This is a genomic window from Sinanaerobacter chloroacetimidivorans (genome assembly GCF_018128545.1).
GTDB classification, from domain to species: Bacteria; Bacillota; Clostridia; order Peptostreptococcales; family Anaerovoracaceae; genus Sinanaerobacter; species Sinanaerobacter chloroacetimidivorans.
The window spans coordinates 387,959-414,032 of the sequence record NZ_JAGSND010000002.1 but is presented as its reverse complement, the minus strand read 5'-3'; the positions used below and the strand labels follow the sequence as shown (position 1 = coordinate 414,032).

Below are 26,074 nucleotides of genomic sequence, written 5' to 3'. Positions count from 1 at the left end.
CAATCAACACAGTAGAGGAACTTACTCATAGAACAGAAGATGATATGATGAAGGTGAGAAACCTTGGTAAGAAATCTCTTGATGAAGTAAAACACAAACTTGAAGAGTTAGGCCTCGGACTGAAGCCGAGCGACGACTAGGCCTGAATCTTAGCAAAGGAGGAATATAAATGCCAGGTTACAGAAAATTAGGCAGACCTACTGCTCACAGAAAAGCTATGCTTCGAAATATTGTGACCGACCTTTTCAGAGAAGGAAGAATCACAACCACTGATCATAGAGCAAAGGAAGCAAAAAGAGAAGCTGAAAAAATGATTACATTGGCAAAACGTGGCGATCTGCACGCAAAAAGACAAGTGCTTGCGTACGTTTATGATGAAGATGTAGTAAAGAAGCTGTTTGATGAAATAGCTCCTAAATATGCTGATAGAAATGGTGGATATACCAGAATTCTGAAGTTGGGACCAAGACAGGGTGACAACGCAGAAGTGGTATTCTTAGAACTGGTATAAGCATGCAGGTATCTGGATTTAAGTTAAAATCCGGGTTGCTGTCTAAAATTTAAATGAATAATAAGAATAGAGGGATTCGCTTGCGGATCCCTTGTCTTTTTTTGATTTTAGAGTTCATACTTGTTTCATCTTAGACAATAATATATAATAATAGATATTACAATATCTTTCAAATGAAACAGTTAACCTGTGTTTCTTTGGTATTATCAAGGTTTACACAGCAGATTTCTCAAAGGGGGAGAAGAAAATGGCTTCTGATGTGAAGTTCCTGACGATTGACGATGTTGCCGAGATGCTTCAGGTCACCAGGACGACAATCTATAATTTGAAAAAGAAAGGCCTGCCCTTTATCAAGCTGGGGAAAAATATTCGATTTAATCAGGACGAAGTGATAAATTGGGTACTCACCAATAGCCGTGAGCCTTCGAAAGAAAATAAATAAATTAGGGCGTTACCTATGAATGTATTGTCATTATACGGAGTGATCCTTTATATTCTTGTGTTGTTTTCCTTAAGTGCTTTTTGTATCAAAAAAGCACTTAATTCATATGAGGAATACAGCTATTGCGGGAGATCACTCACCATCGGATTTATCATACTGACCTACATGGCAACCTGGATCGGCGGCGGTACCATTGTTGGATTGGCCGGGAAAACCTATCAGGGCGGTGTAGGACAATACTGGATGATTGCCATTTCTTTTGTTGTACAATTCTTATTTGTCATTCTTTTTCTGCCCAGAATTAGATTGCTTCGGCAGTCCAGTATTGCAGGTTTTTTAGCTTTGCGTTATCCTGACTACGGCGAATTGATCCGAATTCCAGCCATTATCGGCATTTTAATCAGAAATGTTACCATGACCGGGATGCAGTTCGGTGCATTGGGCTATATGATCACCTATATTTTCGGTATCAACAGCAATCTCTCTGTTCTGCTGATCTTTATCACCATTACGGCTTATACAGTATTAAGCGGTCTTTGGGGTGTCGTTTTAACGGATGTATTTCAGGGAATTCTCCAGACTACAGGCATCATCCTGCTCATTGTACTGACCATTAAACTCAGCGGAGGCATGGATGAAATCATCAGGTTCTATCAGACGACCAACAGCGAGTCGTTTCTCAATATTCTAAGCTTTCAAGCCAACAGTACTCAAGTAGTGAAATATATTCTGGCCTTCGGTATTTTCTTTTTTATGAGTGACCAGGCGGACTGGGAAAGAATCTACTCCTCTAAAACAGATAAAACAGCATACTGGGGTTTTCTGATTCCGTTGATCATTGCACTGATAACACTGCTGCTGCCGGCTTATTTAGGGGTCTTCCAGAGGGTTCTGTCCCTGGGGCAGGCGGATTCGCAATTTATGATTTATCAGTTTATTTTTGAACGTATTGACATTAAAATGGCAATCTTTATCTTAATCGGCCTGATTGCTGCAATCATGTCCTCCGCGGATTCCTTTATGCTGGCTTCCGGAATTTTGTTTTCAAACGATATTATCAAGAGATTCATCAATAAGGATGCCGACGATAAAGAGCTGATTTTCTGGACCCGGACCTTTGTCATCATTACCGGTGCAATGGGTTTCGCTTTTGCCATCAACATATCGGATATTATCCATATATGGCTTTCCGGTATCGGCATGGCCGCTGTTATTGTGCTCCCGGCCTATCTCCTGGCATGGTTCTCCAAAAGGGCCAACAGTATTGGCTGCCTTTCCGGCATGGGCGCCGGCATGCTTTACTGTGTTTTCATCGCTATGGAACTTGCCCCTGATGATGTAAACGGTATACTGCTTGGAATGGCCATCAATTTGATGATTACCTTGGCCGTCTCTTTTCTTACGGGGAAACCACCGGCCAGTACTGTGAATCAAACTTTTTATTGGTCAGAAAAATTTATGGAAAATAAAATTAATTTACCAAAGAAAAACTGAGATGAAATTTATTAAATAACGTTTCCCTGTACACAAATTCCTGACATGAAGAATATGATAATTTTATCAAATCATGAAAGGAATGAAATCAATGCAAAACGTTAATAGTCCAAACCCTCGCAAGGAGATAGAATATAAAAACAATTACTTATATGCCCTAACGGATTATGGGCCTGCGCCCCTTGTAATCAATATAGAAGAAGTCACGAAACAAAACGAAAACTTCCGAACTGCATTGTGGACAGGAGACCATCTGCAGCTCACTTTAATGTGCATCAATCCTGGCGAAGAAATCGGTTTAGAGATTCATCCGAATCTGGATCAGTTCATACGTATCGAGGATGGCCAAGGTCTGGTGAAAATGGGGAACCAAAAAGATCGACTGGATTTTCAGGAGAAGGTTTATGATAATTTCGCATTTATTATACCGGCAGGTACATGGCATAATCTAATCAATACAGGAAATAAGCCGCTGAAATTGTATTCCATTTACGCCCCGCCTCAACATCCTCATGGTACGATTCAGGAGACCAGAGAAGATGCGGAAGCTTCCGAAAACGATCATTATTAAAATTACGAAACCATATGGGCACTCAGCTCATTTCATATTGTCAGGATACAAACATCCGTAAAATAGCCTTTGCATTAGCAAGGCTATTTTTTTCATGATTTTGCTCAAAAACCCAAAAACCAACGATGATGAAAGAAAAAAGCCGATTATGAATTTTCATAATATTTTTATTATATTGACTTATAATTTATAATAATGTACAATAATGAATAAATTGGCACAATAGTTTACTATAATATGCGTTGGTTACCATTGCCAAATTGATACCACGAAAGGGAGGTTATTATGGAAGGAAAAAAAGACATCATTACTGTTGCGGTTGTGAATTTTAAGGCAGCTACCGGCGACAAAGAACAGAATCTTGCCAGAATGAAGGGCTTTTCCGTTGCTGCTGCCAAAAGAGGAGCGGATCTGGTTTTATTTCCCGAAATGTGCCTGATGGGCTATGACTACTTCATCAATGAAGAAATCAAAATGGAGGAGAAGATCGCGGCAACAGAAACCTTACAGGGTCCTTCCTGTACGGCACTTTCCGAAATCGCCAAAGAATACGGCATTTATATTGTCTTTGGTGCAGCGGAAAAGAAAGAAGGCAGCGACATCCTTTACAATTCTGCCTATGCAGTAGGGCCGGATGGCTTTAAAGGGGCTTATCAAAAAATGCATCCTTTTGAAACCGAGAGTATTTGGTGCGAAAAGGGAGAAAACCCCTTTATGATCGACACTGAATGGGGCCCTATTTCCGTTGGCATCTGCTTTGATACCTACCAATTCCCCGAACTGATGAGATATTATGTTTCCAAAGGATCCAGACTATATCTGAATCCTACGGCTGTAATCGAGGAGATCCCGAAAGAATGCAGCAGGCAGGCATTCATCAATTATTATGCCCCTACCCTGGAATACGGCGTATTATGCAATACGATTTTTATTGCCAGCGCAAATCTTACGGGATTTGACGATACCAATTATTTTGGCGGCGGAAGTGCTGTTATCGGGCCGAAAATCAATCCCTTTTTTGAAACCGATGTGACTTATTACGCCGGTGATAAGGATAATGTTCAGGAAGGAATCTACTTGAGCACCATAGACCTTTCCCTGGCAACCCGGCCCTTGTTCGTAAAAAGCAAATATACCGGGACACCGGATTACCGTCCGGAACTATATAAAAAATTTCTGTAATCGATGAAAGAATCAATGAAAGAATAAAGGAGAAAGAAACATGGAACAGCAAAAAGAACATCAGCATGAAAGTGCTAAGGAACTGAAACGCGTATTGCCCCTATCTTCTCTTGTATTTTATGGACTTGCCTTTATGGTACCCCTTACCATTTTTACTACCTACGGCATCGTAACCAACATGACACACGGAATGGTGGCCATTACCTATGTGATTACCACACTGTGCATGAGCTTTACCGCTTTCAGTTACGTAAGAATGACAAAGGCGTATCCGGTAGCAGGCTCCGTTTATACCTATGTACATAAATCCATCAATCCTTATATCGGATTCTTGTCCGGATGGGTAATCCTCATCGGATATATGTTTTTACCCATGTTGAATTATCTGGTCTCTGCGATCTTTCTTGCTGCTGCAATCCCTCAGATTCCCGCCTGGGTTTGGATTGTAGGATTTATCATAGTGGTAACCATCGTAAATCATTTTGGGATTCAGATCACGGATATTTTTAACAGAACCATCGTTTGGATTCAGATTATCTTTTTAGTCGCTCTTATGATTATTGTAATGAAATTTATTCTCGGAGGAGGTGGATTGGGAACTCTGTTGGACGGACCTTCCTTCCTGAATCTGGAAGAATTAAGCAAAGAAGGGATGGGTCTGCCGATTCTGTTAAGCGGCGCATCGATTCTTGCGCTGTCATTCCTGGGATTTGATGCAATTTCAACCTTGAGTGAGGAAGCTATTAACCCGGAAAAAAATATCGGGCGAGCCATCCTGATCGCTTGTATCGGTGCAGGAATCATGTTTACTGTTATCACTTATGTCCTTCAGCTTGCTTGGCCTGCTGCCTGGTTTGAAATGATTGATGTAGATGGTGGATCTTATGAATTAATCAATAAAGTTGCCGGTTCCATTATGGCCTATATTTTCACTGCCGCTTATGCAGTGGGCTGTCTTGCTTCTTCCATTTCTTCTGTTGCATCTGCCTCCAGAGTTCTCTATGGAATGGGACGTGACAAGATTCTGCCGAAGTCGGTATTCGGATATTTGCATATCAAATATCAGACCCCGACATACAGTATTTTAATAATGGGATTGATCAGCCTTTCCGCTCTGTTTGTCTCCCTGTCCACAGCAGCATCTCTTTTAAATTTCGGTGCGCTTCTCGGATTTACGATGGTGAACCTTTCCGTGGTTGCACACTATTTTATTAAAGGGAAGAAAAGGGGCGGACTGGATGTTGTCCGCTACCTGATTGCGCCACTTTGCGGCGCAGCCTTTACCTTTGTTATCTGGTTAAACCTTGACCTAACCTCTATGGCACTTGGTTTTGGGTGGATGGCCATAGGATTAATTTATTTGGCCTATACTACGAAAATGTTTAAAGAGCTCCCTGTAGAAATGAAGCTGGACTAAAGGAAGAAACAGGCTTTCGGTCGGTTGAAGCCGAGTAAGACCAAATAAAAAACAAATACCCGAAATAACAACGACGGAAGGCTGCCGCCCACGAAGCAAATGGGCCAGCCTTCTGCTTTTTATTCTTTTTTGTGGTATAATAAGTGAAACGATATTTTCGAGGTATTTATGAGTAATTCTTTTGGATATTTTTTGATTTTGGCTTATAGCGCTATATTGCTCATCCTGGTTTTGGGTATCAAGAATCGATACCGGCATGAAAAGGAAACCATACTGACTTATATTTTAGCCGGAAAAGAAATTCCCGCCTGGCTGCTTACCACCAGTGTTTTTTCTGCCTGGATATGGGTAACCACCATTATTGGGTCCGCAGAGGCAACGGTGCTTTATGGTTTGACGGGAGCCGTCGGATATTCGGTTGGAGCCTCGGTTTCCTTTTTGGTATTTATCATGATCATACTGACCATGCAGAGGATGATGCCGGAAAGCACCAGCTTTCTTGAATTTGTGGGAGAACGTTATTCAAAAACTGTCAAGGATCTTTACTATATTTTCGCGATCCTTACCACAGTCTATGTTGCCATAGAACAGGCAGCGGGTATCAGCTTTGTGCTGAACGGTTTTTTTGATACCTCTTATAAGAAAGTCGCCTTTCTGTCCGTATTCATCGCCATAGTCTATGTGGTTTTGACCGGTATGAGAGGGGTTTTATACAATGAATTTATCAGCTTTTTTTTCATTACTGTCGGTTTCGTCATATTTGTCATGACAGCCTTTCAAAATTTCAGCTTTACGGAAATGAAGGAAGGCCTTTTGAATGCGCAAAACAACCCGTTAAATGCAAATTATAACCCGGATGTTCTGAACCTGGCATCTCTGACGGGACTTCGGTATTCGGTAATGGCTGTTGTCATTGCCTTTGGGCAGATCCTCTTTGATCCGGCCTACTATATCAAGGCCTCCCTGGCGAAAAATCAGAGAGAAGCTAAAAAAGCCTTTTTACTTGGCGGCATTATACTCTGGTGCCCTGTGGGCATAGTCAGTGCGGTAACCTTGGGCTTTCTTTCTATTGCAAAGGAGATCGATTTCTCCGATTCACTCAATATCAGCGCTGATATTCCTACGAAATTGATTACTCAATTTCTTGGGGAACCCATGGCACTTTGGTTTTCCTTTTTCATCATCTGCATTGGCATTACGACCATACTGCACTATCTGATCGGGATACAGGCTATTTTTACCATTGATTTTTATAAGAATAAAATCAAACCGGAAGCGGCAGAAAAGGACAAAATTAAATTTGGCAAGGTTATCGTGATTCTGGTAGGCACTTTTTGCGGCTTGATTGCAATTTCATTGGAAGATATTTCTCTTTTGACTATAGATATGTTTTGCGGCGTATTTTTTGCTGCTCCGTGCGGGGCGCTCTTTGCGGCTATCATATCAAAAAAAGAGTTCAAAAATCTGCCTGTCTTATCAATTTTTCTTGGGCTCTGCACCGGATTTTATGTTTGGGTGTTCTTCATTGAGGATCATAACTGGGCTTGGTTCTGGGGAACCATGGCTTCGTTTTTTATTCCTATGATTTTCTTATTCCTTTGCAGTTTCTTGATCAAGAATGAATATAATTTTACCAGGATGAGGTTTTGGAGACCTTAAATAAACAATCGGTATTTCGGTTGAACTGGGGGGTTATATAGGTTATAATAATATGCAATATTAAATAGGGTGTTTTTACCCGGGAGGATTGATATGAGAAAGATAGGGATGGTAATTCTGTTATTGGTAATCATGGTTGGTACCTTTACAGGTTGCGGTCCGGATCAGGCAAAGATACAGAAAGAATTTTTAGCCATGCTTGAGGAACCGGCGACTGAAGAAACCATAGAGAAGGCTTCCGCTTATTTAGACAAATATCTCTCTAAATTGGATCTGGAATATGGAAGCCATATGGTGGTCAGCTTTGAAGACTATGTTCTAAGTTATGACATTTCCGGAGTCGATTACAGCCAGTGGGCCGATCGGTTTGAAAAGGAAGTATATCCGTCTTTAACGGATCTCTATCGTATGAAGGCTTCTGAACAATCCTCTCCGATGGCGGAAGATTCGATACTGAAAATTTCCTGGGAAGAGTTGGCCCAGAGGGCTTACGACATGGAAACCTTCATCGGGCAGTATCAGGAAGAGCATCTGATTAAAGAAGATGCCACCTGGATGTACGGAAATTATCTCAATGCCTTGGTAATGGGCACGAATGGAACCCCTATTTTCGATTACAAAACCCATGCATTTTCTGAAGAGGCAAAAGCAGCCTATGCTGCCTTCATCAACAAAAATCAGGGAAGCACCACCGCCTGGGTATTGACGGAATACTTTACATATTTGGATAGCATTGGATACACTATGAATTATAATGATAAGGTGTCCAGCAAATTATTCTTTGACACTTGCGACTGGCTGGTGTCGGAGGCAGGAAAGAGAGTTTATCAGTAAATGGAAAATATCATCCGGATAGAAAATCTGGTTTTTGAATATAAAAGAGATGAAAATCACGAGTTGATTACAGCCGTTAATAATGTTAGTTTCGAAGTGGAAAAAGGGAGCTTTACCGCAATTATCGGAAAAAACGGATCCGGAAAATCAACTCTGGCCAAAAATATGAATGCCTTATTGCTTCCCAGCGGAGGAGCCGTTTACGTGAAAGGGTTGAATACAGCGGATGAATCAAAGCTCTGGGAAATCCGTCAGGCGGCCGGTATGGTATTTCAAAATCCCGACAATCAGCTGGTTTCCTCCATTGTGGAAGACGACGTGGCTTTCGGACCTGAAAACTTAGGCATAGAGCCCGGTGAAATCCGCAGAAGGGTAGATGATTCGCTTTATGCCGTTAATATGTATGAGGAACGGAAAAAAGCCCCGCATCTGCTTTCTGGAGGGCAAAAGCAGAGAATCGCCATTGCGGGTGTGGTTGCCATGAGACCGGAATGTATCATTCTGGATGAACCGACAGCCATGCTGGATCCTCACGGAAGAGAAGAGGTCATGGACATTATTGAAAAACTTCATGAAGAGGGAATCACCATTATCCTGATCACTCACTTTATGGAGGAAGCAGCAAAGGCTGACAGGGTCATTATTATGGAAAAAGGCAGGGTGGCATTGGATGGCACCCCGGCTCAGGTTTTTGGACATGCAGAGGATATCAAAGCGATGGATCTGGATGTGCCCTTTGCGGTAGAACTGGCCCAGCGGCTAAGAAAACGGGGATTTTCCATTCCCGCCGAGATCATAAATACACAGGAAATGGTAGATTATATATGCAAATACAAGTAAAAAATCTTACTCATATTTATAGTGAAGGAATGCCCTACGAGTCGGTAGCCCTTTCCGATATCAGCTTTACCGTTGAACAGGGGGAATTTGTAGGGATTATCGGGCATACGGGCTCCGGGAAATCCACACTGATCCAGCATCTGAACGGATTGCTGAAACCGAAGTCCGGTTCTATTATCATCGATAAGCTGGATATCACCGGGAAACAGGTTTCCATGAGAGATATCCGACGGAATATCGGACTGGTTTTTCAATATCCGGAATATCAGCTTTTCGAAGAAACCGTACACAAGGATGTGGCCTTTGGACCTCTGAATCTGGGTCTTCCACAGGAAGAAGCAGATGCCAGAGTGAGGGAGGCCATTCAATTGGTAGGCCTGGATTATGAAGAAGTCGCCCAGAGATCACCTTTCGATCTTTCAGGAGGACAGAAAAGGCGTGTCGCCATTGCGGGAGTGATTGCCATGAAGCCGAAGGTTTTAATCCTGGATGAGCCTACGGCAGGCTTGGATCCGAAAGCACATGGTGATATTCTGACTATGATACAAAAAATTCATAAAGCTGAAGAAAACAGCATTATCCTGGTATCTCACAATATGGGGGATATTGCAAGGCTGGCAGATAAAATCCTGGTTATGTGCAAGGGCAAGCTTGTGTTGGAGGGATCTCCGATGGAGGTCTTTTCTCAGGCGGAGATTCTCACCTCTTACGGACTCGGACTGCCTCCTGCTGCAGCGATGATGTACGCTCTAAAGAAGCAGGGCCTGGATGTGCGCACTGATATTTTGACCATTGAGGATGCGGAAGAGGAAATCTGTCGTGTCATAAAGAATAAATTGATTGGAAGTTAAAAAGCATGATTCGTGATATTACACTTGGACAGTATTATCCGGGCAGTTCCCGGATTCACAGACTGGATGCAAGAATAAAAATTATATGGACCTTTGTCTTTATCATATCCCTGTTCTTAATTAAGGATTTCTGGGGATATCTCGCGGTAGTCGGGGCTTTAGGGCTGGTGATAGGCATCTCCAAGGTTCCTCTCAAGTTTATCATAAGAGGGTTAAAGCCGATTTTTCTGATTATTCTCTTCACCTTCACCATTAACATGTTTATGACCAGGGGTACCCCCCTGGTTTCTATAGGCTTTCTTACCATTACCAGAGAGGGACTGTATAATGCTGTTTTTATGGGAGTCAGACTGATCCTTTTGATTATCGGATCTTCCCTGCTGACCCTTACTACGAAACCCATCAATCTCACCGATGGGATTGAAAAGCTGCTGAGCCCCTGCCAAAGGTTCGGGCTGCCGGCTCATGAACTTGCTATGATGATGACCATTGCACTCCGTTTCATTCCTACGCTTCTGGAAGAAACAGATAAAATTATGAAAGCCCAGATGGCGCGCGGAGCTGACTTTGAAAGCGGAAATCTGATGAATCGCGCCAAAAGCCTGATCCCTCTGCTGGTGCCGCTGTTTATCAGTGCTTTCCGTATTGCCCAGGATTTGGCCATGGCTATGGAAGCACGCTGTTACCGGGGAGGCAGTCACCGCACGAGGATGAATGCCATGAAGCTGGGTAAAGGGGATGGTGCTGCCATCGCTTTGATGGTTCTATATCTTTTTCTTGTAATTGCACAAGCCCAGGGCTTGTTTCAGTTAATAACCGGATAATATTAGATAATAACCGAATACTATCAGATAATGAACGGAGACTAGAAGAAAGGAAAAAGAATGAAAAACACAAAATTTTTAATGCAGGCTGCAATCATCGCCGCAATCTACGCAGCTTTAACGATAGCATTGATCCCCTTTAGTTATGGGGTAATGCAGGTTCGAATCTCGGAAGCTCTGACGATTCTGCCTTATTTTACTCCGGCAGCAATCCCTGGTCTGGTAATCGGCTGTTTTATCTCAAATATGGTAGGACCCTATGGAATTACGGATATGATTTTTGGCACCGGGGCTACTCTGGTTGCTGCAGTAGGATCCTATCTGCTCAGGAGGAAACCTCTGCTGGTGCCGTTGCCGCCGGTAATCGCCAACGGAATTATTATCGGAGCAATGCTAAAACTGGTATATGCTGTTCCTTTTCCGTTATGGTCCTGCATTCTATGGGTAGGGGCAGGGGAACTTATAGCCTGTTACGGCTTGGGCTATCCGCTTCTTCGCTATCTGAATAAGTACAAAAATATTTTTGAGCTGCAATAAAGCAGCTCTCCTTACATATAATGTATAGCAATTATAAAAACTCTTGAGGATCGGATAAGGGGTACAAGAGAAAAAAGGGGGAGCTATGCAAGAGAATTTTCATTTAAAACTGATTGTTTTAATTCTTCTTTCCATACTGTTCATGCTGCTAATCATAGGCCCTGAGGTCAGCGGCTCTATTCAAGCTGCCGATAGGAAGGCAGACTCTGTTGAAGCTGCCGATGGGAAAGCAGACTCTGTTGAAGCTATCGATGGGAAGGCAGACTCAGACTCTGTTGGAACTGCCAATGGGAAGGCAGACTCTCTGCAGCCCAAGGCAATTGACAGCGCTCCTGCCACTTCGGAAGGAGCCGTCAAGGAGGATAAGAGTTTGTCGGATGTTACCTGTGAAATTACGGAGCCTAAGGTAGCCTTTGATTTAAAGTATAAAAATTATCTGTTGACTTATACGTATTTTGTCATCGAAAATGCTGCCATAAATATCAGGCAAGGACCTTCCGCAGAGGAACCTGTCATCAGAGAAGCCTATAAAAATGAAAAACTGAATTATATTGAAACCGTAAAACGTAACGACATTTGGTATCACGTGAACTGGCAGGAAAAAGACAAATTCCGGTTTGGATTTGTGAATGCCGACGTGGTCTCCAAAAGAGTGTTTCAGTTTGATAAAATGCATGAAGCTATTCTGTATGCAGAAAAGGAGTCTCAGGCCGGCCCACTGAGCTATATTAAAAATTATAAGAATTTAGTGGCTACAGCTCCCGCTTATAAGGGGGGTGACGTGGATAAATTCGGAAATAGAAGAAGTCAAAGCGCGCCAGGATATCCTGATCTTTTCAATAAGGATGAGTTTATCTACATCGGCGACGGAACTCTGGTGAGAATACTGGAATGGGGCAGCGAATATACGAGGGTATCCCTGGTGAAAAACGGAATGGTTTACTTTGTTCCCAGCAAATTTGTAGCTCCTTCAACCACCATCTTTGGAATTAACAAGGCAATTGTCATCGACAGAAAAAATCAGAATGAAGCTGTCTTTGAAAAAATGGGTGAGGAGTGGAAAGTCATCTCCTATACGCTGGCTACCACAGGAGCTACTGGGAAATACCATCAGCCTACACCCCTTGGATATTTTTATGCTATGGAAAAGAGAGAGAGATTCTATTATTATGAGGACGGAACCACTCATATTCAGGGTTATGCACCTTATACGGTAAGATTTGCAGGGGGAGCCTACGTTCATGGCGTGCCGGTAAATTTCAAATATAGTGCCGACGGGCAGCGAATCGATCCGGGTAAAATTGAATATTCTAAAACCATGGGTACGGTGCCTTTATCTCATAAATGTGTTAGAAATTATACGTCTCATGCAAAATTCATCTATGACTGGTATACATCTGGTGATACGATTGTTGTCGTCATTGAATAGCAGTCAATCTTATTTTCTTGCGGAGCACAGCTATAAGGAGATTGAGAGATGAGTGAAATCAGAGTCTATAAAAAGGATAGGCGTCTTGAGTTTTGGCAGGATGGGGAATTGATCCAAACTTTTAAAATATCACTGGGCTTTTCACCGGATGGGGAGAAGCTTAGAAACGGTGACGGCAGAACGCCGGAAGGCAGTTATTATATCTGCACCAAAAACCCTGTCAGCAAGTTCACCTTGTTTTTAGGCATCAGCTATCCTAACATTGCCGATGCAGAACGGGGATTCAGAGAAGGTCTTATTTCCCAGGAAGAATATGATTTTATCAAAGTTTCCATCGAGCAAGGCAAAAGGCCCTGTTGGGAAACCGCATTAGGCGGAAAAATAGGGATACACGGTATGGGAACCTCAAGGGACTGGACCGCAGGATGCGTTGCCATGGAAGATGAGGATATCAAATGGCTGTGGGATCATACGGAATTGGGAAATCCAGTTCATATCTATAAATAAAACAATTGGTTACAGTAGAAAAAGTAACATGAAATAAGCAAAAGAGAAAGAGAAGCAGGAATGAGACAAAGAAAAGTAAAGAACGAAGAAGAAAAGCTTGCCGGGCATCACCGGTATCTGGTACAGGATCCGGACCGCTTGAAAGGAAGATGGGGAGAGCTTTTCGGGAATGACAACGACATTTACATTGAAGTTGGGTGCGGCAAGGGAAAATTTATACTAACCCTTGCCGAACAGAATCCCGATAAAAACTATATCGCCGTGGAAGGCAGGGGAAGCATTATCCTGAGAGCATTGGAAAAAGCCTCCTGCAAGGAATTAAAGAACATTGTTTTTCTGAAGGAGTACGTCAAAAATATTGAAGACTATTTTGCGGAAGGCGAACTTTCCGGCATTTATCTGAATTTCAGCGATCCTTGGCCGAAGGATCGTCATGCAAAGCGCAGACTCACTCATAGCAGATATCTTGAAGGCTACAAAAAGGTTCTAAAGAACGGGCATTGTATAGAGTTTAAAACGGATAACGACGAGCTTTTTTCTTTTGCATTGGAAGAATTTCAACAGGGTGGCATGGAGATTCTGGAGTGTGCTGAGGATTTACATGGAACGAATCTGGAAGCAAGATTGGTTACTACGGAATATGAAGATAAATTCCGCAAGGATGGAAAACCGATTCACTACTGTAAAGTTCAATAAGAAACAGTTTATTCCTTAAAAAGTCTAAATAAACAGGTTATACCATAAAAATCTAATAAAGAATATAAAACAATAAATCTGAACATAAAAAGGCATCTGAAAATCCAGCTGCCTTTTTTATTTCATGCGGGTTCTATTTGTAATTCGGGTTGATTGTCTTGATTGCTTCGAGAATCTTTGCAGGAAGTTTCTTGCAACGCTCCTCTGATATGGATGCAACGGAAACCCGAATTCCTTTTCCGATAGGTACGGTAAAGATACCGCTTTTTTGAAGCTCCAGCCCCACTTCTTCCGCATTTTCACAGGGTACGGTTACGAAGAAACCGGAATCAAAAGGAACAATTTTTAAACCGGCGTCCTGGGCTGACTTCTGGAAAGTCTTTCCTCTCTTGACCAACATCCTGCAGTGAGTCTCTCTCTCTGCGTCAACTTTATCAAGAAGCTCCTGATCCTTATAGATGTTTGACAGCACCGCCATAGAGGCTCTGGTGCAGTTGGACCAGGTTCCTCTGCAAGAGAAGGAGCAAACAACTTTAAATTCATCTGCAATTTCTTTATCGTTGGTCATGCAAATCATAGCACCGCTTCTCATGCCGTACATGGTAAATCCTTTGGACATGCTGTAGGCAATGACAACAAGAATATTATCCGGCAGGTTTTCAAGCTTAGGATAAAATTTTCGATATTCTTCCGGGTCTCCTGCAAAATCAAGATATGCAACATCTACCAGAAGCGTAATTTTTTTGTTACCGCTCTTTGCTGCACTTTTTACGGATGCAATGATTTTATCCCAATCCTCTAAAGTCATCGTATAACCTGTAGGATTATGAGCCGGGGTGTTGATGATGATCACTAATCCATCCTGTTTCTGTAACAGCTCCTGTACTCGGCTGTCAAAAGAAGAGATATTGAACTGTCCCTCTTCATCGAAAAGAGTATAGGTGGTTATGGACCTCTCAATTTCCTGTGCTATGGTGCTGTATGGGCTCCAATACCAATCGGAGGTTAACACCTGATCTCCTCTTTTTGAATAATTTTGAATGGTATTTCTGATAGCACCCGTCCCGCCTGGTGTTGCCACAGCTTCCGTATAAGCTTTTGGCACATAGTTGCCGAATGCTGCCTTTTTTACCGTCTGAATAAAATCAGGGGTTCCAGCAATGGGTGCATAGTCTGCATAATCAACAGGAGTCAGGTTCTTTAAAACATCCACAACTGAGGAAAGAATCACTAGTTTCCCGTCATCGTCAAGGAGCGAACCAATGGTTGCGTTGACTACTTTATTTGCACCTTCGGCTTGAATCATTTGCTTTGCGCGTTGGCTAATTCCGAATATTTTATCCTCAAGGGGGATTACCCTAGAATTGGATTCGGCCATTTTGTAATTTGCCATAAAATTACCACCTCCTTTAATTATGTATAATAGGAATATTATAATATAAAAAATAAACACAAGCAAGGAAATTTATGTTAAAATGTTTTGTCTAAATAAATTAACAGGAGGCAGAAATGGCTATAAAAGAATTTTTCATTATTCTAGCAGCACTATTTATAGGTTATGTATTATCTTCCACTTTTAACATACCAATTCCTTCCAATGTGTTGGGATTTATGATATTATTTGCTGCCCTTTGCTTTAAAATCGTAAAACCGAAACAGATAGAAAAGATCAGTGATTTTATTATAAAATATCTTGCTGTTTTTTTTGTGGTACCGTCCGTTGGCTTAATGCTGTATTTGGATCTGCTGAAATCTCAGTTTCTTCACATAGTGGTGCCGTTAATGGTCAGTATTCTGCTGGGATATTTTACGGCGGCTAAAGTGACAGAGGTCTGTATTCGTATAGGGGAAAAGAAAATGCTTGGAAAGGGCAGAGCTTCAGGAGGTGGAGAGCATGAGTGAATTTTTTCTGGCAAATCCTTTTTCAGGACTTTTGCTGACTTTAGGGTGCTATTGGTTTGGCCAATTTCTTTACCACAAGACTGGGTGGACTCTATTACAGCCGATTCTGACTTCCGCCATCATTATCATAATCTTTTTAACGATGGGGAATATTCCTTATGAGGCTTATTATGATCAAAACGCAATTTTAAATTATATATTGCCTCTTACTGCGGTTGTACTGGCGCTGCCCTTATACCGAAATCTGCATATTTTAAAAAAGTACGCATTACCGATTATGGCAGGGATTATAACGGGCACTGTCGTAACCATGGGTTCAATTCTTTTGGTGGGTAAACTGATGGGGACCGACATCTCTATTTTGATATCCATGCTGCCGAAAAGCGCCACCAATCCTATTGCTCTTGAGGTTTCCCAAATTATCGGAGGGATTCCTTCCTTTACTGTAGCCATGGTGGTTATCACTGGTGTTTTCGGTGGTGTTTTAGGACCGGAGCTTCTGAATCTTTTCAGAATTAGGCATGAAGTGGCAAGGGGAATCGCATTGGGCAGCATGAGTCATGCCGTAGGAACCGCCAGAGCCTTTAAGGAAAGCGAAATAGAAGGATCTATGAGCAGCCTTGCAATGGCTATTGCAGGTATGCTTACCGCTATTCTTTCTCCGTTATTCGTATTATTTTTATAAATCTTAGAAAATATTAATATAGCTGCTAAATTGTTACAAAAATTCATAGAAAATAATTATTTCTTAAAACCTCCCTAAGTATGAATTCCAAAAAATAAGGAAATAATACTGATGGAGGTGTTTTTATATGCGACTGAATAATAAAAGACCAAATGATAGAGTGGCCGTAGCACTTGTGTTATGTTTCTGTGTGGTGGCAATTGCTTCTATTTATACAATGAGGTCAAATTTGGAGCAGCTTGACCTTAATAAAAATAATGATAAGATTAACATTGCACAAGATAACCAAGATAAAAATGGAGATCAAGATGTTGTTAAACCGGTGCCTACTGTTGACAGTACTGCATCAAAACCGGATACGGAAAAGCAGGATGCCAATAAACAGGAGAGTATTGGTAACGGAACTTTTGCAGCACCCTTACAAGGCAACGTAACAAAAGGATTTTCCAATGATGTACCTGTTTATTCAAAAACATTAGATCAATTTATCGTCCATAATGGTGTTGATATTGAAGCTCCTGCAGACAGTCAGGTAGTATCCGTAGCAGATGGCACTGTTACAAAGGTATTTACCGATGATAAACTAGGAATTACAATTGAAGTAAGCCATGGCGGAGGACTTGTTACCAAATATTCCAACCTCAGCACTACTAAGATGGTAGGTGAGGGAGATGTGGTAAAGAAAGGACAAGTTATCAGCGGAGTAGGCAATACGGCTTTATTTGAAAGCCTGGAATCCCCACATCTTCATTTTGAAGTATGGAAGGATGGGGCTCCGGTAGACCCAAGCGAATTTATAAATTAATAAGACTAAGGCTCCGTGAGCCACAGATTTTATCTGTGGCTTTTTTTATATCCTTTATTATATTTCAGTATATTATGATAGAGGGGTGTTTAAATGGACCTTAGAAACAATCAGATAACAATTAAAGAATTATATAATAACGTAACTGCAGCATTAATACTTGAAAAGCATATTCCCCTTTTGATTAATAGTAATATTTTTTTTCTATACCCCAATATGACTCTAGAAAACCTTTTTAGATACTTCATAGGAAGGGTAAGTCAAGAACATTTTGAAATGATTATTAGGGAATTAAACAAATATAGCCCCTCTCAAAGAGGGGTTTTTTCGATATACTGTCTAAGATATTACATTTCTGGAGCATACAATCTTGGGCCGCTCATGACTAGAAGGGCCCCGGATTTTTGTTACATGAGAAACTTTTATACAGAATAAAAGACACTCACTAAGGAGTGTCTTTATTTTATTGGAGCGGGTGAAGGGAATTACACAGATGCTTCGCATCTGCCGTTCTGCAATGCCTCTTTCAAGGCATTTTGAACCACTCACTGTTCGAAAGTCCATCGGTCTTTCTCACGACGTTCGTGCCCTTGCGGGTTCGATTCCCTACTTTATACAGAATAAAAGACACTCACTAAGGAGTGTCTTTATTTTATTGGAGCGGGTGAAGGGAATCGAACCCTCGTATCCAGCTTGGGAAGCTGGTGTTCTGCCATTGAACTACACCCGCAAGTATTATCGGCCTGCATTGTCTATGATAACTTAATTTATATGAAAAATCAAGTAAAATAAGGCTATATTTTATTGATCTATTTTAAAAAAGAAAAAACTTCTCAAATCCCTATTTCATAATGATGTTAGAGCGGAATACAATAGCCAGAGATTTTTTTATCAATAAATCTTAAGAATTCTTTATGAAATATATATTTTAAAACAGATACAGATACGATATTATAACTATATTTGCAACAAGATATAGGGAGATAGATCTGTGTTATTTGCCGCTTACAGGAAGCTTTTTTGTAGTAGGATTTTTAATATTAAGCGTAGTCAAGAAAGAGAATATTATATATCTAAACTAAAAACCAGACTCATAAAAATTTATAGAAAATACGAAAAAGATCTTTATTATATTAATTTTTACTTTGATAAAGAGTCTAGAGTACTCCAAGAAATTTGGGAAGTCATGAGTTTGTGTGTCTCTTCCACTTTATCTTTATTTGATAATCCAGGGAAAAAGAATTTCTGTACTCACAAAAATTCTTTGAACAAATTTTATGATGTATTGATTAAGTATGAAGCATTTGATAGTAATTCCTATATTAATGATTTTTTAGATGTATACAATTTATGTTCCTTATTGGGATGTTTGTACAAAAGGTTATGATTTTAAAATCATTAAAATAAAAGTTTTAAATACATTTAAACCCAGTTTTTTTTATTCATTAAAATTCAACTTTTGAAAATAATAATAGTAAGAAAGGAGTTGAAGAAAATTGAATAAAAAAATCATTATTGTTTTCATGTTAATTTTGGCTTTATTCATGTTCGCTGCCTGCGCAACTGATGGTGGTGGTTGGTTCGACAATGATAATGGAACAGACAACGGTACTACAGACGGAAACGGTACTGGCGGAGGAAACGGCACCGGAGCAGGGAATGGAACCGGTGGAGGAAACGGTACCGGCGCAGGGAACGGCACTGGTAACGGGGGATTGACTACTGAATAATGAAAAGAAGCACAGGATTTCTGTGCTTTTTTAATGTTGTGGAAACCAGAATCCTTGGTTTCATCGTAATTGTACATATTGCTGTGGAAAAGAACGGAAATTCTTGGATGGAATATTGTGAATCGATTGAAATTTGAACGTTTGAACATCGTGAAGTTATCCACAGTAATTTGTGAATTAAATTGTATACAATTTTTGAAATCATGTGGAAAAAAGGTCAAGCTATTTAAAAATAAGGGGTTTAAGGCTGTTGAAAAGTGTTCGCCAAAAAACAAACACGGGTTTACATAAAACTTAAGCTAATTATTTTTTATGTAGAAGAGTTATTTTCTTGGTTGGTGGTTTTGCTTTCTTGTAAAGATCGTTGCGTAGAAATTGTAGCTAATGTATCACCAAGTTGCGTTAAAGATGCTGCTATTAAAGCCAGTTCATCATTGTCCTGAATTTGATCGGATATCGTAATTGCTACCGTAGTAATCAATGCGACTAATTCACAAGAATTCATTAAAAACACTCCATTTGATAAAATTTAGTCTGTTCTTATGTTGTTTATGATATGTGAAATTTAGGAATAGGTGATTCGTCCTTCCATCTTGATGTATCTTGACCCGTATTGAGAGAAGGATTCTTCCAACCCCAAAGGCTTTTAGAGAATAGTATCCAGTAAAGAGGGTGGTGTTTTCGTCTCTGAGTGGAATTTGATATCGTTCGGGGTTCTTTTCTTGTATCAGTGTAATAAGAAGTAACTTTGTATTTTGTATACTTTCGAAATTTCGTCTAAATCTATAAATTTATGGAAATTCGGGCCGATATAATATGTAACTAGTTTCACGTTTAGAGCAATATACAAGGAAAGGAAAATACAATTATGAAATCAATGAATAAGTCAATTAAAACAAGGTTAGTTTTCGTGTTTACTGTTGTGATACTCATATTGAACACAATTCTAAGTTTCTTGTCAATTTATGTAGTCAGCCGGAACTTAATTGAAGGTGCTCATAATGATTTAATAGAAATCGCAAAAGAGGAGGCTAAATATATACAAGCCAAGAGGGATATAGAGCTTAGGTATATTGATTCGCTTGCCCAAAATCCTATCATTTCCGGGGAAACCTCTCTCGAAGAAAAAACTGCATTTTTTAAAACAGAAGCTGAAAGAACGGGATATATACAATTTGGCATTATTGCCAAGGATGGAAATATCACGGTTTTTGGAAATAACGGAGAAGCTGCAGCGAAAGCAGATCCGGAATTTGTTCAGAGAGTAATGTCCGGAGAATCACTCGCATCGGATGTTATTGTAAATGATGGAAAGGATCAAATGGTTATCGTCTTTGCAGCGCCGGTCTACAAAAATGGTCAGCAAATCGGTGTTTTGTATGGAGAAAAAGACGGTCAAATGTTAAGTGATTTAGTAAGTTCAGTCAGTTATAAAAAAACGGGATTTGCCTATATGGTAAATGACGATGGAACAGCTGCCGGCGATCGAAACATAGACTTGGTTCTCAATCAGGTCAATTATGTAGAAGCAGCAAAAGAAGACAGCAAGTTGAGGGATTTATCAGATTTGATGACAAGCAAAATATTGAAGAGGGAAGTCGGCAGCGGAGATTACGCATATGAGGGAAATGATCAGATTATTGCTTTTGCACCGATTGATGGCAGCCCATGGATTGTTGCAGTGGGTGTCGTAACAAAAGAAGTATTGGAGGAAGTAAGCGGCCTGAGGAATTTACTTATAGTCATGACAATCGCTTCCATAATAATTGGCGCGGTTATCATCTTCTATTTAAGTGGGAGGATTTCAAATCCTATAAAAAATCTGGCAAAAGTTGCGGATAAGCTGGCTGAAGGCGATATTGAGGTGGATATAGCAAAGATTGCCGGATCGAAAGATGAAATCGGGATGCTAACAGAATCATTCGGCAAAATGATAGATAATATTAAAGATGAGTCAATGGCTGCAAAGAGAATTGCGGCCGGGGATCTATCCATAGATATCCAGGTAAAATCTGAAAAAGATGTTCTTGCAATCAGTATGATGTCGGTTGTTGATACCCTAAGAAATCTGGTGGCGGAAACCACTAGAATGACGGAAGCGGCAGCTGCCGGAAGGTTGGATACACGAGGGAACTCAGATCAGTTTGAAGGCGGATACAGAGATATTATTCAAGGCATAAACGAAACCCTAGACGTCGTTATTGGGCCGTTAAAGGTATCTGCTGAATATATGGACCGGATTAGTAAGGGGGATATACCGGCTAAAATAACCTCTGAATATAACGGGGATTTCAATGAGATAAAAAATAGTATTAATGTCTGTATTGATGCGGTGAACGCATTGATTGAAGATGCGGTAATGCTTTCAACTGCAGCCGTAGAGGGTAAGCTCCAAATACGGGCTGATCAGACAAGGCATGGAGGAGATTTTGCCAAAATCATTGAAGGCGTCAATCATACTCTTGATGCGGTTGTCAAGCCTATATACACGGTAGCGGAATGCTTGGATCAGATTGGAAAAGGAGAAATCCCGCAAAGAATAACAGAAGATTCCCAAGGAGACTTTGAAAAGATGAAAAACAGCGTAAATGCTTGTATTGACGGTCTCGGAGCTCTTGTTGAAGGGAATTACATACTTTCTAAAATTAAAAACAATGATTTTTCAGAACATGTAAGCGGTGAGTATTTAGGGATATATCATGAAATATCTCATTCTATAAATATTGTTTTAAATAATTTTGCTGAAATCGTAGATTTAGTCAATAAAGTTGCAGTTGGAAACCTTTCCGATTTGGAAGGGCTCAAATCAAAAGGCAAGCAGAGCGATAATGATGAGTTAGTACCTTCTCTGATCATAATGCTTGAGAGCATAAACATGCTGGTAGAGGAAGCAGATCTTTTAGCTTCTGCAGCAGTAGAAGGGCAACTGAACATCCGTGGAGATGCCGCCAAGTTTAAAGGAGAATACAGTAAAGTTATAGAAGGATTTAATAGAACTCTGGATGCAGTTATTGAGCCGGTTCAAGAGGCCTCAGCAGTACTTCAGGAAATGGCTAAAGGGAAATTGGATATAAAAATGGATGGCGACTATCGCGGCGATCATGCGGTAATCAAAAATGCGTTAAATGGAACAATTGATATCTTAGGCGTTTATATTGGTGAAATTTCAAGTGTGCTGGAGGAAATTGGCCGTGGCAACCTGAATCAAACCATAACGGCTGAGTATCTTGGTGATTTTGTAAAGATAAAGAATTCCTTAAACAGTATTATCAACTCATTAAATCAGGTAATGGGGGATATCAGTGAAGCGGCAGACCAAGTAGCGTCAGGATCAAGACAAGTATCGGATGGCAGCCAGGCATTGTCACAGGGATCTACCGAGCAAGCAAGTGCAATCCAGGAGTTAACTGCTTCATTAGCCGAAATTACGTCACAAACCAGACAAAATGCGGAAAATGCAAGTCAGGCAAGTACACTGGCATCCTCAGCGAGGGAGAATGCAGAAAAAGGAAATGAACATATGAAGGCAATGCTGGGGTCGATGGAAGACATCAATGAGTCTTCCGCCGATATATCAAAGATCATTAAAGTAATAGATGATATCGCCTTCCAAACAAACATTTTGGCTCTTAATGCGGCAGTCGAGGCAGCAAGGGCGGGTCAGCACGGTAAAGGATTTGCTGTAGTAGCAGAAGAGGTAAGAAGCCTGGCGGCAAGAAGTGCGGCAGCGGCAAAAGAAACTACGGACTTGATTGAAGGATCCATCAATAAAGTACAGGACGGAACAAAAATTGCCAATGAGACAGCACAGGCCTTGTCGGACATTGTATTGGGTGTAGAAAAGGCAGCCGGTCTTGTAGAAGGAATTGCGAAGGCATCTAATGAGCAGGCTTCAGGAATAACCCAAATCAGCAAGGGGATAGAGCAGGTATCCCAGGTAGTGCAAAATAATTCGGCAACGGCAGAGGAGAGTGCAGCCGCAAGTGAAGAACTTTCCGGCCAGGCGGAACTATTAAAGGATATGGTATCTCAATTCAGACTAAGTACAAATAGAAAAGGAATTACCGGGGAGGCGTCTCTTTATTTGACTGAAAGAGAAGAGGAAAAATCAAATCAGAACCCGGAGCCTGTCAATCGTATTATTCTCAGTGACGCTGAGTTTGATAAGTATTGATGACTATGGTGTAACAAATATCGAAGGGTTAAGGGTCGAGAATTAGGCCCTTCCCCTTTAGGTATTGTACGTTTCATGCACATATTTGCCATATTGCGCATTAGGGGTTGATTTTTTTATATTCTTATATTTAATATATAAGATGTGATAAATAATCTTGTGCCTGTTAATCGCCTATTAACAATAGATAATATATGGATCTAATATTTGAATCCGGGAGGAACCATTATGAAAAAATTATTTCTCATCCCCTTAATCAGTATACTTTTCCTTGCTTCAGCCGCCTTCAGTGATGCTGCTGAAAAGGAACCGATATTTACAGTTGACGGTAAAACGGTAGCATTCAATGAATCTACAGGATTTCCTTATATAACGGATACCGGAAGTGCGATGATGCCCCTGCGGGAGTGTTTTACTTCAATAGGCTGCTCTGTCGACTGGAATCAAGAAACGCAGACTGTGAAATCACATAAGGGAGGCATCGAAATTGAAATACCCGTAGGCAGCAGGGAGATTCGTATTAATCAAAAAACGGTTCTGGTCGATACTGCCGCTGTCCTGAAAAACGGGCATACGTATTTACCGCTCCGGGCCGTTATGGAGGCTTACGGCTATAATGTTAACTGGGATCCAAAGACGAGTACTGTTTCAGTAACAGCAGGCGCTTCCTCGAACATTGGAGTAGAACTGACGCCGTTTCTTATCAATGGAGGAACCACGGGGATATTCTCGCGCAAACAACTTCACTTTGCAGGGTTTGACGGAATAGAAGGGGACATTACTCTTCCTTTGGTTCCGTTCGTTGAGAAAGGGGATTGTCCGTATCTTTACTTTGGCTTTGACTGGAAAAATGATGTGGGAAATGTGGAAGGCGGGTTTCAATTTATTGTAGACTCCAATCATCCGGACTACAACAAATGGACGGTATTTATGCGACAAGGCAATGACTGGCGCTGGGGCGACCATATTGTACTGGAACAAGGATCTGTGCATCATCTTAAATTTTATAGTGAAGCAATTTCTGAAAAACAAGTGGATTTAGTGATCGAATTGGACGGCAGAGAGATTATTCGCAAAGCTTCAGCGGTTACCGACTTCACCAACGCTTCTGTAAAGACGGTTACGGCAATGGGCATGACGAAATCATTCGATGGAACCAATTGTGAATCACGAACAGAGAATTCTAAAATTGAAAATGTAAAAGTCTCTATACTAAATTCCGATCAATATTATGATTTTACAGATCACGTGTTATACAGTGAATGGAAACCTACAGTAGGAGCAAAAGGAACCTGGTTTGGAACAGCCGATTGTATCCCTTCTTATTTGCATGTTGGAACGGATGGAGCCATTTCCATTTATAAAGACGGCGTTCAATAATAATAATACACACTAAAAAAAGCGCCCACATTGCTGTGGGCGTTTGAAAAATCAATATGATTTGATTTATAAAATATAGTATTTTGAAAAGATTTAATTAAGTGTTAAAGGATTCGCAACATGTTATATATTATGATGAAGAAATAAAAGTGTGATTCGGAAACAGCATAAAATAAATTATTTTTATTTCTTTCTTGAGGAGGAGTTCCGTTTAGGAAACGTTGATCCCGTCATTTCCACTTTTTTTAAACTCTAAATCAAATATATCTGTGGTCAGGCTGATTCGAATTATATTGATTATAAAATAAATAACATTTTGTCCTCGCAAGACCACATTTCGTCCTTTCGCTATATTCAAAATCGATTTTTGAGAGTATTTTCTTTTTAGATGGAAACTACAACGATAAGGGCTCTTTAGAATATGAGGGGGGATGGTTCACTATGATGAAAAGATGTATTTTTTCATTTATTATGTCAAAATAACAATAGAAGGTAATATTTACTTAAAGACGTATTTCAGGTAAGATAATATAAGTCCATATTCGTTATAGCTTGAGAATTAGCATTTTGATCATCCTGGTTTATCTAAAAAAATTTGAAAGTTGTGATAAAAATGGCACATAAAAGAAGATACTGTATATATAATAAATGTATAGTAGAAGAAATCAGTCAGAGACAATTATACATTAAAAAACTGGTCATTTTAGTCATTGGGTTCTTCTATTTGATTATAACAAATACTTCCTTCTCTTTTTCTACATTGGCACTATATATAGCCCCGATGTTTATAGACAGCAGCGATGTACTAATCAAACTGCAAAACAAAATTATTATTTATTTTGATCGAATTATAAAGATTATCAACTTTATAATCTTTATGATCTGTCTGGCAGGATTTTCGGGATTACTCATTGATAATGACTATTACTTTACAGTCAGTAAAAACGCTTTGATTTTCAGCGGACTGGCAATTAAAAAAGCATGGATTTGTTATATCTTGTTTTTTAATCTCCTGGAAGTGATTGTTCTAGCAATTTTTGTACCGGGGAAAAATGATAGTTTAGCATTTAATGCAATTGAATCCTCAATACATGGGAAAAAAGAGAATAAGAGCTGCGGTAAAAGAAGAAAGGCAAGTTAATAAGATATTTATAAATGGGAGGTTTATGAAATGGTTGTAGCAATGCTCCTTTGCTTGTATTTGGCAATTTCATTGGGACTATACTGCAAAGCCAGCCTGCTGACGGTTACGGTAGAATTTAAAAACAGAGCCCTTGAAGCGCCACTGTGGTGGCTGATGGTAGTGATCGGCAATATTTTTAAATCAACTCACAGTAAAGAGAATAGAGGCATACTTCTATTTATGCTTGCAAACCCCTATTTATCTTTGTTGGCATGCTTTTTGTCTATCTCAATGACTCCGATAACAGAATCGGATGAAGAAAACGAAGCCATTGGTTTACCATCCATGGCAGAGCAGGAAAAACAAGACCGAAGAAACCATCGGTGGTGCTCATTTTCATTCAGCAATACCAATCAATTGGTAAAGGAAATGAGTGCAAATGCTACGGTCTAGTGATTGAAGCAAGATAAAGCCACTCAGT

At 40.3% G+C, this 26,074-nt stretch carries 27 protein-coding genes and 1 tRNA gene; 25 read left to right on the top strand and 3 right to left on the bottom strand.

Translation table 11 applies throughout. The features are described 5' to 3' along the window. The 16 genes from KCX82_RS05080 to trmB all read left to right on the top strand — a co-directional run. Positions 1-140: DNA-directed RNA polymerase subunit alpha C-terminal domain-containing protein (locus KCX82_RS05080; protein ID WP_319633333.1), on the top strand; the 140-nt coding region annotated here is incomplete at its 5' end. A gap of 29 nt (positions 141-169) precedes the next feature. Next, positions 170-511, top strand: a complete 342-nt coding sequence (rplQ, locus tag KCX82_RS05075) for a 50S ribosomal protein L17 (protein WP_227017353.1) — start codon at positions 170-172, stop codon at positions 509-511. Positions 512-758: 247 nt separating this feature from the next. Next, on the top strand, positions 759-953 hold the full coding sequence (locus tag KCX82_RS05070; RefSeq protein WP_227017352.1) for a helix-turn-helix domain-containing protein: 195 nt from the start codon (positions 759-761) through the stop codon (positions 951-953). Positions 954-968: 15 nt separating this feature from the next. Next, positions 969-2,447 carry a sodium:solute symporter family protein gene (locus KCX82_RS05065; RefSeq protein WP_227017351.1) on the top strand — a complete coding sequence of 493 codons (1,479 nt, stop codon included), beginning with the start codon at positions 969-971 and terminating at the stop codon, positions 2,445-2,447. A 91-nt stretch (positions 2,448-2,538) separates the two neighbouring features. Further along, complete coding sequence (locus tag KCX82_RS05060; RefSeq protein WP_227017350.1) at positions 2,539-3,018, top strand: cupin domain-containing protein; 480 nt, start codon at positions 2,539-2,541, stop codon at positions 3,016-3,018. Between the two features lie 285 nt (positions 3,019-3,303). Further along, a complete protein-coding gene (locus KCX82_RS05055; RefSeq protein WP_227017349.1) occupies positions 3,304-4,200 on the top strand; it encodes a carbon-nitrogen hydrolase family protein in 897 nt (298 codons plus the stop codon). A gap of 40 nt (positions 4,201-4,240) precedes the next feature. After that, the gene (locus tag KCX82_RS05050; protein ID WP_227017348.1) at positions 4,241-5,617 is read left to right on the top strand and encodes an APC family permease; all 1,377 of its coding nucleotides are present in this window, start codon (positions 4,241-4,243) and stop codon (positions 5,615-5,617) included. Positions 5,618-5,785: 168 nt separating this feature from the next. After that, entirely contained in the window at positions 5,786-7,276 is a 1,491-nt protein-coding gene (locus tag KCX82_RS05045) for a sodium:solute symporter family transporter (RefSeq protein WP_227017347.1), read from the top strand. A 93-nt stretch (positions 7,277-7,369) separates the two neighbouring features. Beyond that, complete coding sequence (locus KCX82_RS05040; RefSeq protein ID WP_227017346.1) at positions 7,370-8,110, top strand: hypothetical protein; 741 nt, start codon at positions 7,370-7,372, stop codon at positions 8,108-8,110. Beyond that, positions 8,111-8,950 carry an energy-coupling factor transporter ATPase gene (locus tag KCX82_RS05035; protein WP_227017345.1) on the top strand — a complete coding sequence of 280 codons (840 nt, stop codon included), beginning with the start codon at positions 8,111-8,113 and terminating at the stop codon, positions 8,948-8,950. Next, a complete protein-coding gene (locus KCX82_RS05030; protein WP_227017344.1) occupies positions 8,935-9,801 on the top strand; it encodes an energy-coupling factor transporter ATPase in 867 nt (288 codons plus the stop codon). Before KCX82_RS05035 ends, KCX82_RS05030 begins: the two co-directional genes overlap by 16 nt. 5 nt (positions 9,802-9,806) lie before the next feature. Then, positions 9,807-10,625, top strand: coding sequence for an energy-coupling factor transporter transmembrane component T family protein (locus KCX82_RS05025; protein ID WP_227017343.1), 819 nt, complete (start codon positions 9,807-9,809; stop codon positions 10,623-10,625). Between the two features lie 60 nt (positions 10,626-10,685). After that, positions 10,686-11,162: a QueT transporter family protein gene (locus KCX82_RS05020; protein ID WP_227017342.1), complete on the top strand. Its 477-nt coding sequence runs from the start codon at positions 10,686-10,688 to the stop codon at positions 11,160-11,162. Positions 11,163-11,247: 85 nt separating this feature from the next. Further along, positions 11,248-12,591, top strand: coding sequence for a L,D-transpeptidase family protein (locus KCX82_RS05015; protein ID WP_227017341.1), 1,344 nt, complete (start codon positions 11,248-11,250; stop codon positions 12,589-12,591). Between the two features lie 48 nt (positions 12,592-12,639). Then, positions 12,640-13,098, top strand: coding sequence for a L,D-transpeptidase family protein (locus tag KCX82_RS05010; RefSeq protein WP_227017340.1), 459 nt, complete (start codon positions 12,640-12,642; stop codon positions 13,096-13,098). A 60-nt stretch (positions 13,099-13,158) separates the two neighbouring features. Then, positions 13,159-13,794 (top strand): tRNA (guanosine(46)-N7)-methyltransferase TrmB, encoded by a 636-nt coding sequence (gene trmB, locus KCX82_RS05005; RefSeq protein WP_227017339.1) that lies wholly within the window; start codon positions 13,159-13,161, stop codon positions 13,792-13,794. 133 nt (positions 13,795-13,927) lie between these two features. Here trmB and KCX82_RS05000 read toward each other — a convergent pair whose 3' ends face one another. Continuing rightward, positions 13,928-15,187: a pyridoxal phosphate-dependent aminotransferase gene (locus KCX82_RS05000; RefSeq protein WP_227017338.1), complete on the bottom strand. Its 1,260-nt coding sequence runs from the start codon at positions 15,185-15,187 to the stop codon at positions 13,928-13,930. A 116-nt stretch (positions 15,188-15,303) separates the two neighbouring features. Here KCX82_RS05000 and KCX82_RS04995 point away from each other — a divergent pair, with 116 nt between their 5' ends. From KCX82_RS04995 to KCX82_RS04980, 4 genes are all read left to right on the top strand, one after another. Continuing rightward, a complete protein-coding gene (locus KCX82_RS04995) occupies positions 15,304-15,696 on the top strand; it encodes a CidA/LrgA family protein (RefSeq protein ID WP_227017337.1) in 393 nt (130 codons plus the stop codon). After that, positions 15,689-16,381: an LrgB family protein gene (locus KCX82_RS04990; RefSeq protein ID WP_227017336.1), complete on the top strand. Its 693-nt coding sequence runs from the start codon at positions 15,689-15,691 to the stop codon at positions 16,379-16,381. Before KCX82_RS04995 ends, KCX82_RS04990 begins: the two co-directional genes overlap by 8 nt. A gap of 127 nt (positions 16,382-16,508) precedes the next feature. Beyond that, positions 16,509-17,186, top strand: a complete 678-nt coding sequence (locus KCX82_RS04985) for a M23 family metallopeptidase (protein WP_227017335.1) — start codon at positions 16,509-16,511, stop codon at positions 17,184-17,186. 93 nt (positions 17,187-17,279) lie between these two features. Continuing rightward, positions 17,280-17,621, top strand: coding sequence for a hypothetical protein (locus KCX82_RS04980; RefSeq protein WP_227017334.1), 342 nt, complete (start codon positions 17,280-17,282; stop codon positions 17,619-17,621). Positions 17,622-17,842: 221 nt separating this feature from the next. Here KCX82_RS04980 and KCX82_RS04975 read toward each other — a convergent pair. Next, a tRNA-Gly gene (locus KCX82_RS04975) sits at positions 17,843-17,916 on the bottom strand. 766 nt (positions 17,917-18,682) lie between these two features. Between KCX82_RS04975 and KCX82_RS04970 the strand changes: the two genes are divergently transcribed. Continuing rightward, the gene (locus KCX82_RS04970) at positions 18,683-18,916 is read left to right on the top strand and encodes a hypothetical protein (protein WP_227017333.1); all 234 of its coding nucleotides are present in this window, start codon (positions 18,683-18,685) and stop codon (positions 18,914-18,916) included. A 310-nt stretch (positions 18,917-19,226) separates the two neighbouring features. Here KCX82_RS04970 and KCX82_RS04965 read toward each other — a convergent pair whose 3' ends face one another. Then, positions 19,227-19,421: a DUF6774 domain-containing protein gene (locus KCX82_RS04965; protein ID WP_227017332.1), complete on the bottom strand. Its 195-nt coding sequence runs from the start codon at positions 19,419-19,421 to the stop codon at positions 19,227-19,229. A gap of 450 nt (positions 19,422-19,871) precedes the next feature. Between KCX82_RS04965 and KCX82_RS04960 the strand changes: the two genes are divergently transcribed. From KCX82_RS04960 to KCX82_RS04945, 4 genes are all read left to right on the top strand, one after another. Next, positions 19,872-23,090 (top strand): methyl-accepting chemotaxis protein, encoded by a 3,219-nt coding sequence (locus tag KCX82_RS04960; RefSeq protein WP_227017331.1) that lies wholly within the window; start codon positions 19,872-19,874, stop codon positions 23,088-23,090. Between the two features lie 228 nt (positions 23,091-23,318). Further along, entirely contained in the window at positions 23,319-24,470 is a 1,152-nt protein-coding gene (locus KCX82_RS04955; protein WP_227017330.1) for a copper amine oxidase N-terminal domain-containing protein, read from the top strand. Positions 24,471-25,083: 613 nt separating this feature from the next. After that, the gene (locus KCX82_RS04950) at positions 25,084-25,611 is read left to right on the top strand and encodes a hypothetical protein (protein WP_227017329.1); all 528 of its coding nucleotides are present in this window, start codon (positions 25,084-25,086) and stop codon (positions 25,609-25,611) included. A gap of 30 nt (positions 25,612-25,641) precedes the next feature. Continuing rightward, a complete protein-coding gene (locus tag KCX82_RS04945) occupies positions 25,642-26,046 on the top strand; it encodes a hypothetical protein (protein WP_227017328.1) in 405 nt (134 codons plus the stop codon). The last annotated feature ends 28 nt before the right edge of the window (positions 26,047-26,074 follow it).

Bases quoted from the DNA above. Each gene is read 5' to 3' on its own strand.
- rplQ (WP_227017353.1), top strand. From the start codon at position 170: ATGCCAGGTTACAGAAAATTAGGCAGACCTACTGCTCACAGAAAAGCT.
- KCX82_RS05070 (WP_227017352.1), top strand. From the start codon at position 759: ATGGCTTCTGATGTGAAGTTCCTGACGATTGACGATGTTGCCGAGATG.
- KCX82_RS05065 (WP_227017351.1), top strand. From the start codon at position 969: ATGAATGTATTGTCATTATACGGAGTGATCCTTTATATTCTTGTGTTG.
- KCX82_RS05060 (WP_227017350.1), top strand. From the start codon at position 2,539: ATGCAAAACGTTAATAGTCCAAACCCTCGCAAGGAGATAGAATATAAA.
- KCX82_RS05055 (WP_227017349.1), top strand. From the start codon at position 3,304: ATGGAAGGAAAAAAAGACATCATTACTGTTGCGGTTGTGAATTTTAAG.
- KCX82_RS05050 (WP_227017348.1), top strand. From the start codon at position 4,241: ATGGAACAGCAAAAAGAACATCAGCATGAAAGTGCTAAGGAACTGAAA.
- KCX82_RS05045 (WP_227017347.1), top strand. From the start codon at position 5,786: ATGAGTAATTCTTTTGGATATTTTTTGATTTTGGCTTATAGCGCTATA.
- KCX82_RS05040 (WP_227017346.1), top strand. From the start codon at position 7,370: ATGAGAAAGATAGGGATGGTAATTCTGTTATTGGTAATCATGGTTGGT.
- KCX82_RS05035 (WP_227017345.1), top strand. From the start codon at position 8,111: ATGGAAAATATCATCCGGATAGAAAATCTGGTTTTTGAATATAAAAGA.
- KCX82_RS05030 (WP_227017344.1), top strand. From the start codon at position 8,935: ATGCAAATACAAGTAAAAAATCTTACTCATATTTATAGTGAAGGAATG.
- KCX82_RS05025 (WP_227017343.1), top strand. From the start codon at position 9,807: ATGATTCGTGATATTACACTTGGACAGTATTATCCGGGCAGTTCCCGG.
- KCX82_RS05020 (WP_227017342.1), top strand. From the start codon at position 10,686: ATGAAAAACACAAAATTTTTAATGCAGGCTGCAATCATCGCCGCAATC.
- KCX82_RS05015 (WP_227017341.1), top strand. From the start codon at position 11,248: ATGCAAGAGAATTTTCATTTAAAACTGATTGTTTTAATTCTTCTTTCC.
- KCX82_RS05010 (WP_227017340.1), top strand. From the start codon at position 12,640: ATGAGTGAAATCAGAGTCTATAAAAAGGATAGGCGTCTTGAGTTTTGG.
- trmB (WP_227017339.1), top strand. From the start codon at position 13,159: ATGAGACAAAGAAAAGTAAAGAACGAAGAAGAAAAGCTTGCCGGGCAT.
- KCX82_RS05000 (WP_227017338.1), bottom strand. From the start codon at position 15,187: ATGGCAAATTACAAAATGGCCGAATCCAATTCTAGGGTAATCCCCCTT.
- KCX82_RS04995 (WP_227017337.1), top strand. From the start codon at position 15,304: ATGGCTATAAAAGAATTTTTCATTATTCTAGCAGCACTATTTATAGGT.
- KCX82_RS04990 (WP_227017336.1), top strand. From the start codon at position 15,689: ATGAGTGAATTTTTTCTGGCAAATCCTTTTTCAGGACTTTTGCTGACT.
- KCX82_RS04985 (WP_227017335.1), top strand. From the start codon at position 16,509: ATGCGACTGAATAATAAAAGACCAAATGATAGAGTGGCCGTAGCACTT.
- KCX82_RS04980 (WP_227017334.1), top strand. From the start codon at position 17,280: ATGGACCTTAGAAACAATCAGATAACAATTAAAGAATTATATAATAAC.
- KCX82_RS04965 (WP_227017332.1), bottom strand. From the start codon at position 19,421: ATGAATTCTTGTGAATTAGTCGCATTGATTACTACGGTAGCAATTACG.
- KCX82_RS04955 (WP_227017330.1), top strand. From the start codon at position 23,319: ATGAAAAAATTATTTCTCATCCCCTTAATCAGTATACTTTTCCTTGCT.
- KCX82_RS04950 (WP_227017329.1), top strand. From the start codon at position 25,084: ATGGCACATAAAAGAAGATACTGTATATATAATAAATGTATAGTAGAA.
- KCX82_RS04945 (WP_227017328.1), top strand. From the start codon at position 25,642: ATGGTTGTAGCAATGCTCCTTTGCTTGTATTTGGCAATTTCATTGGGA.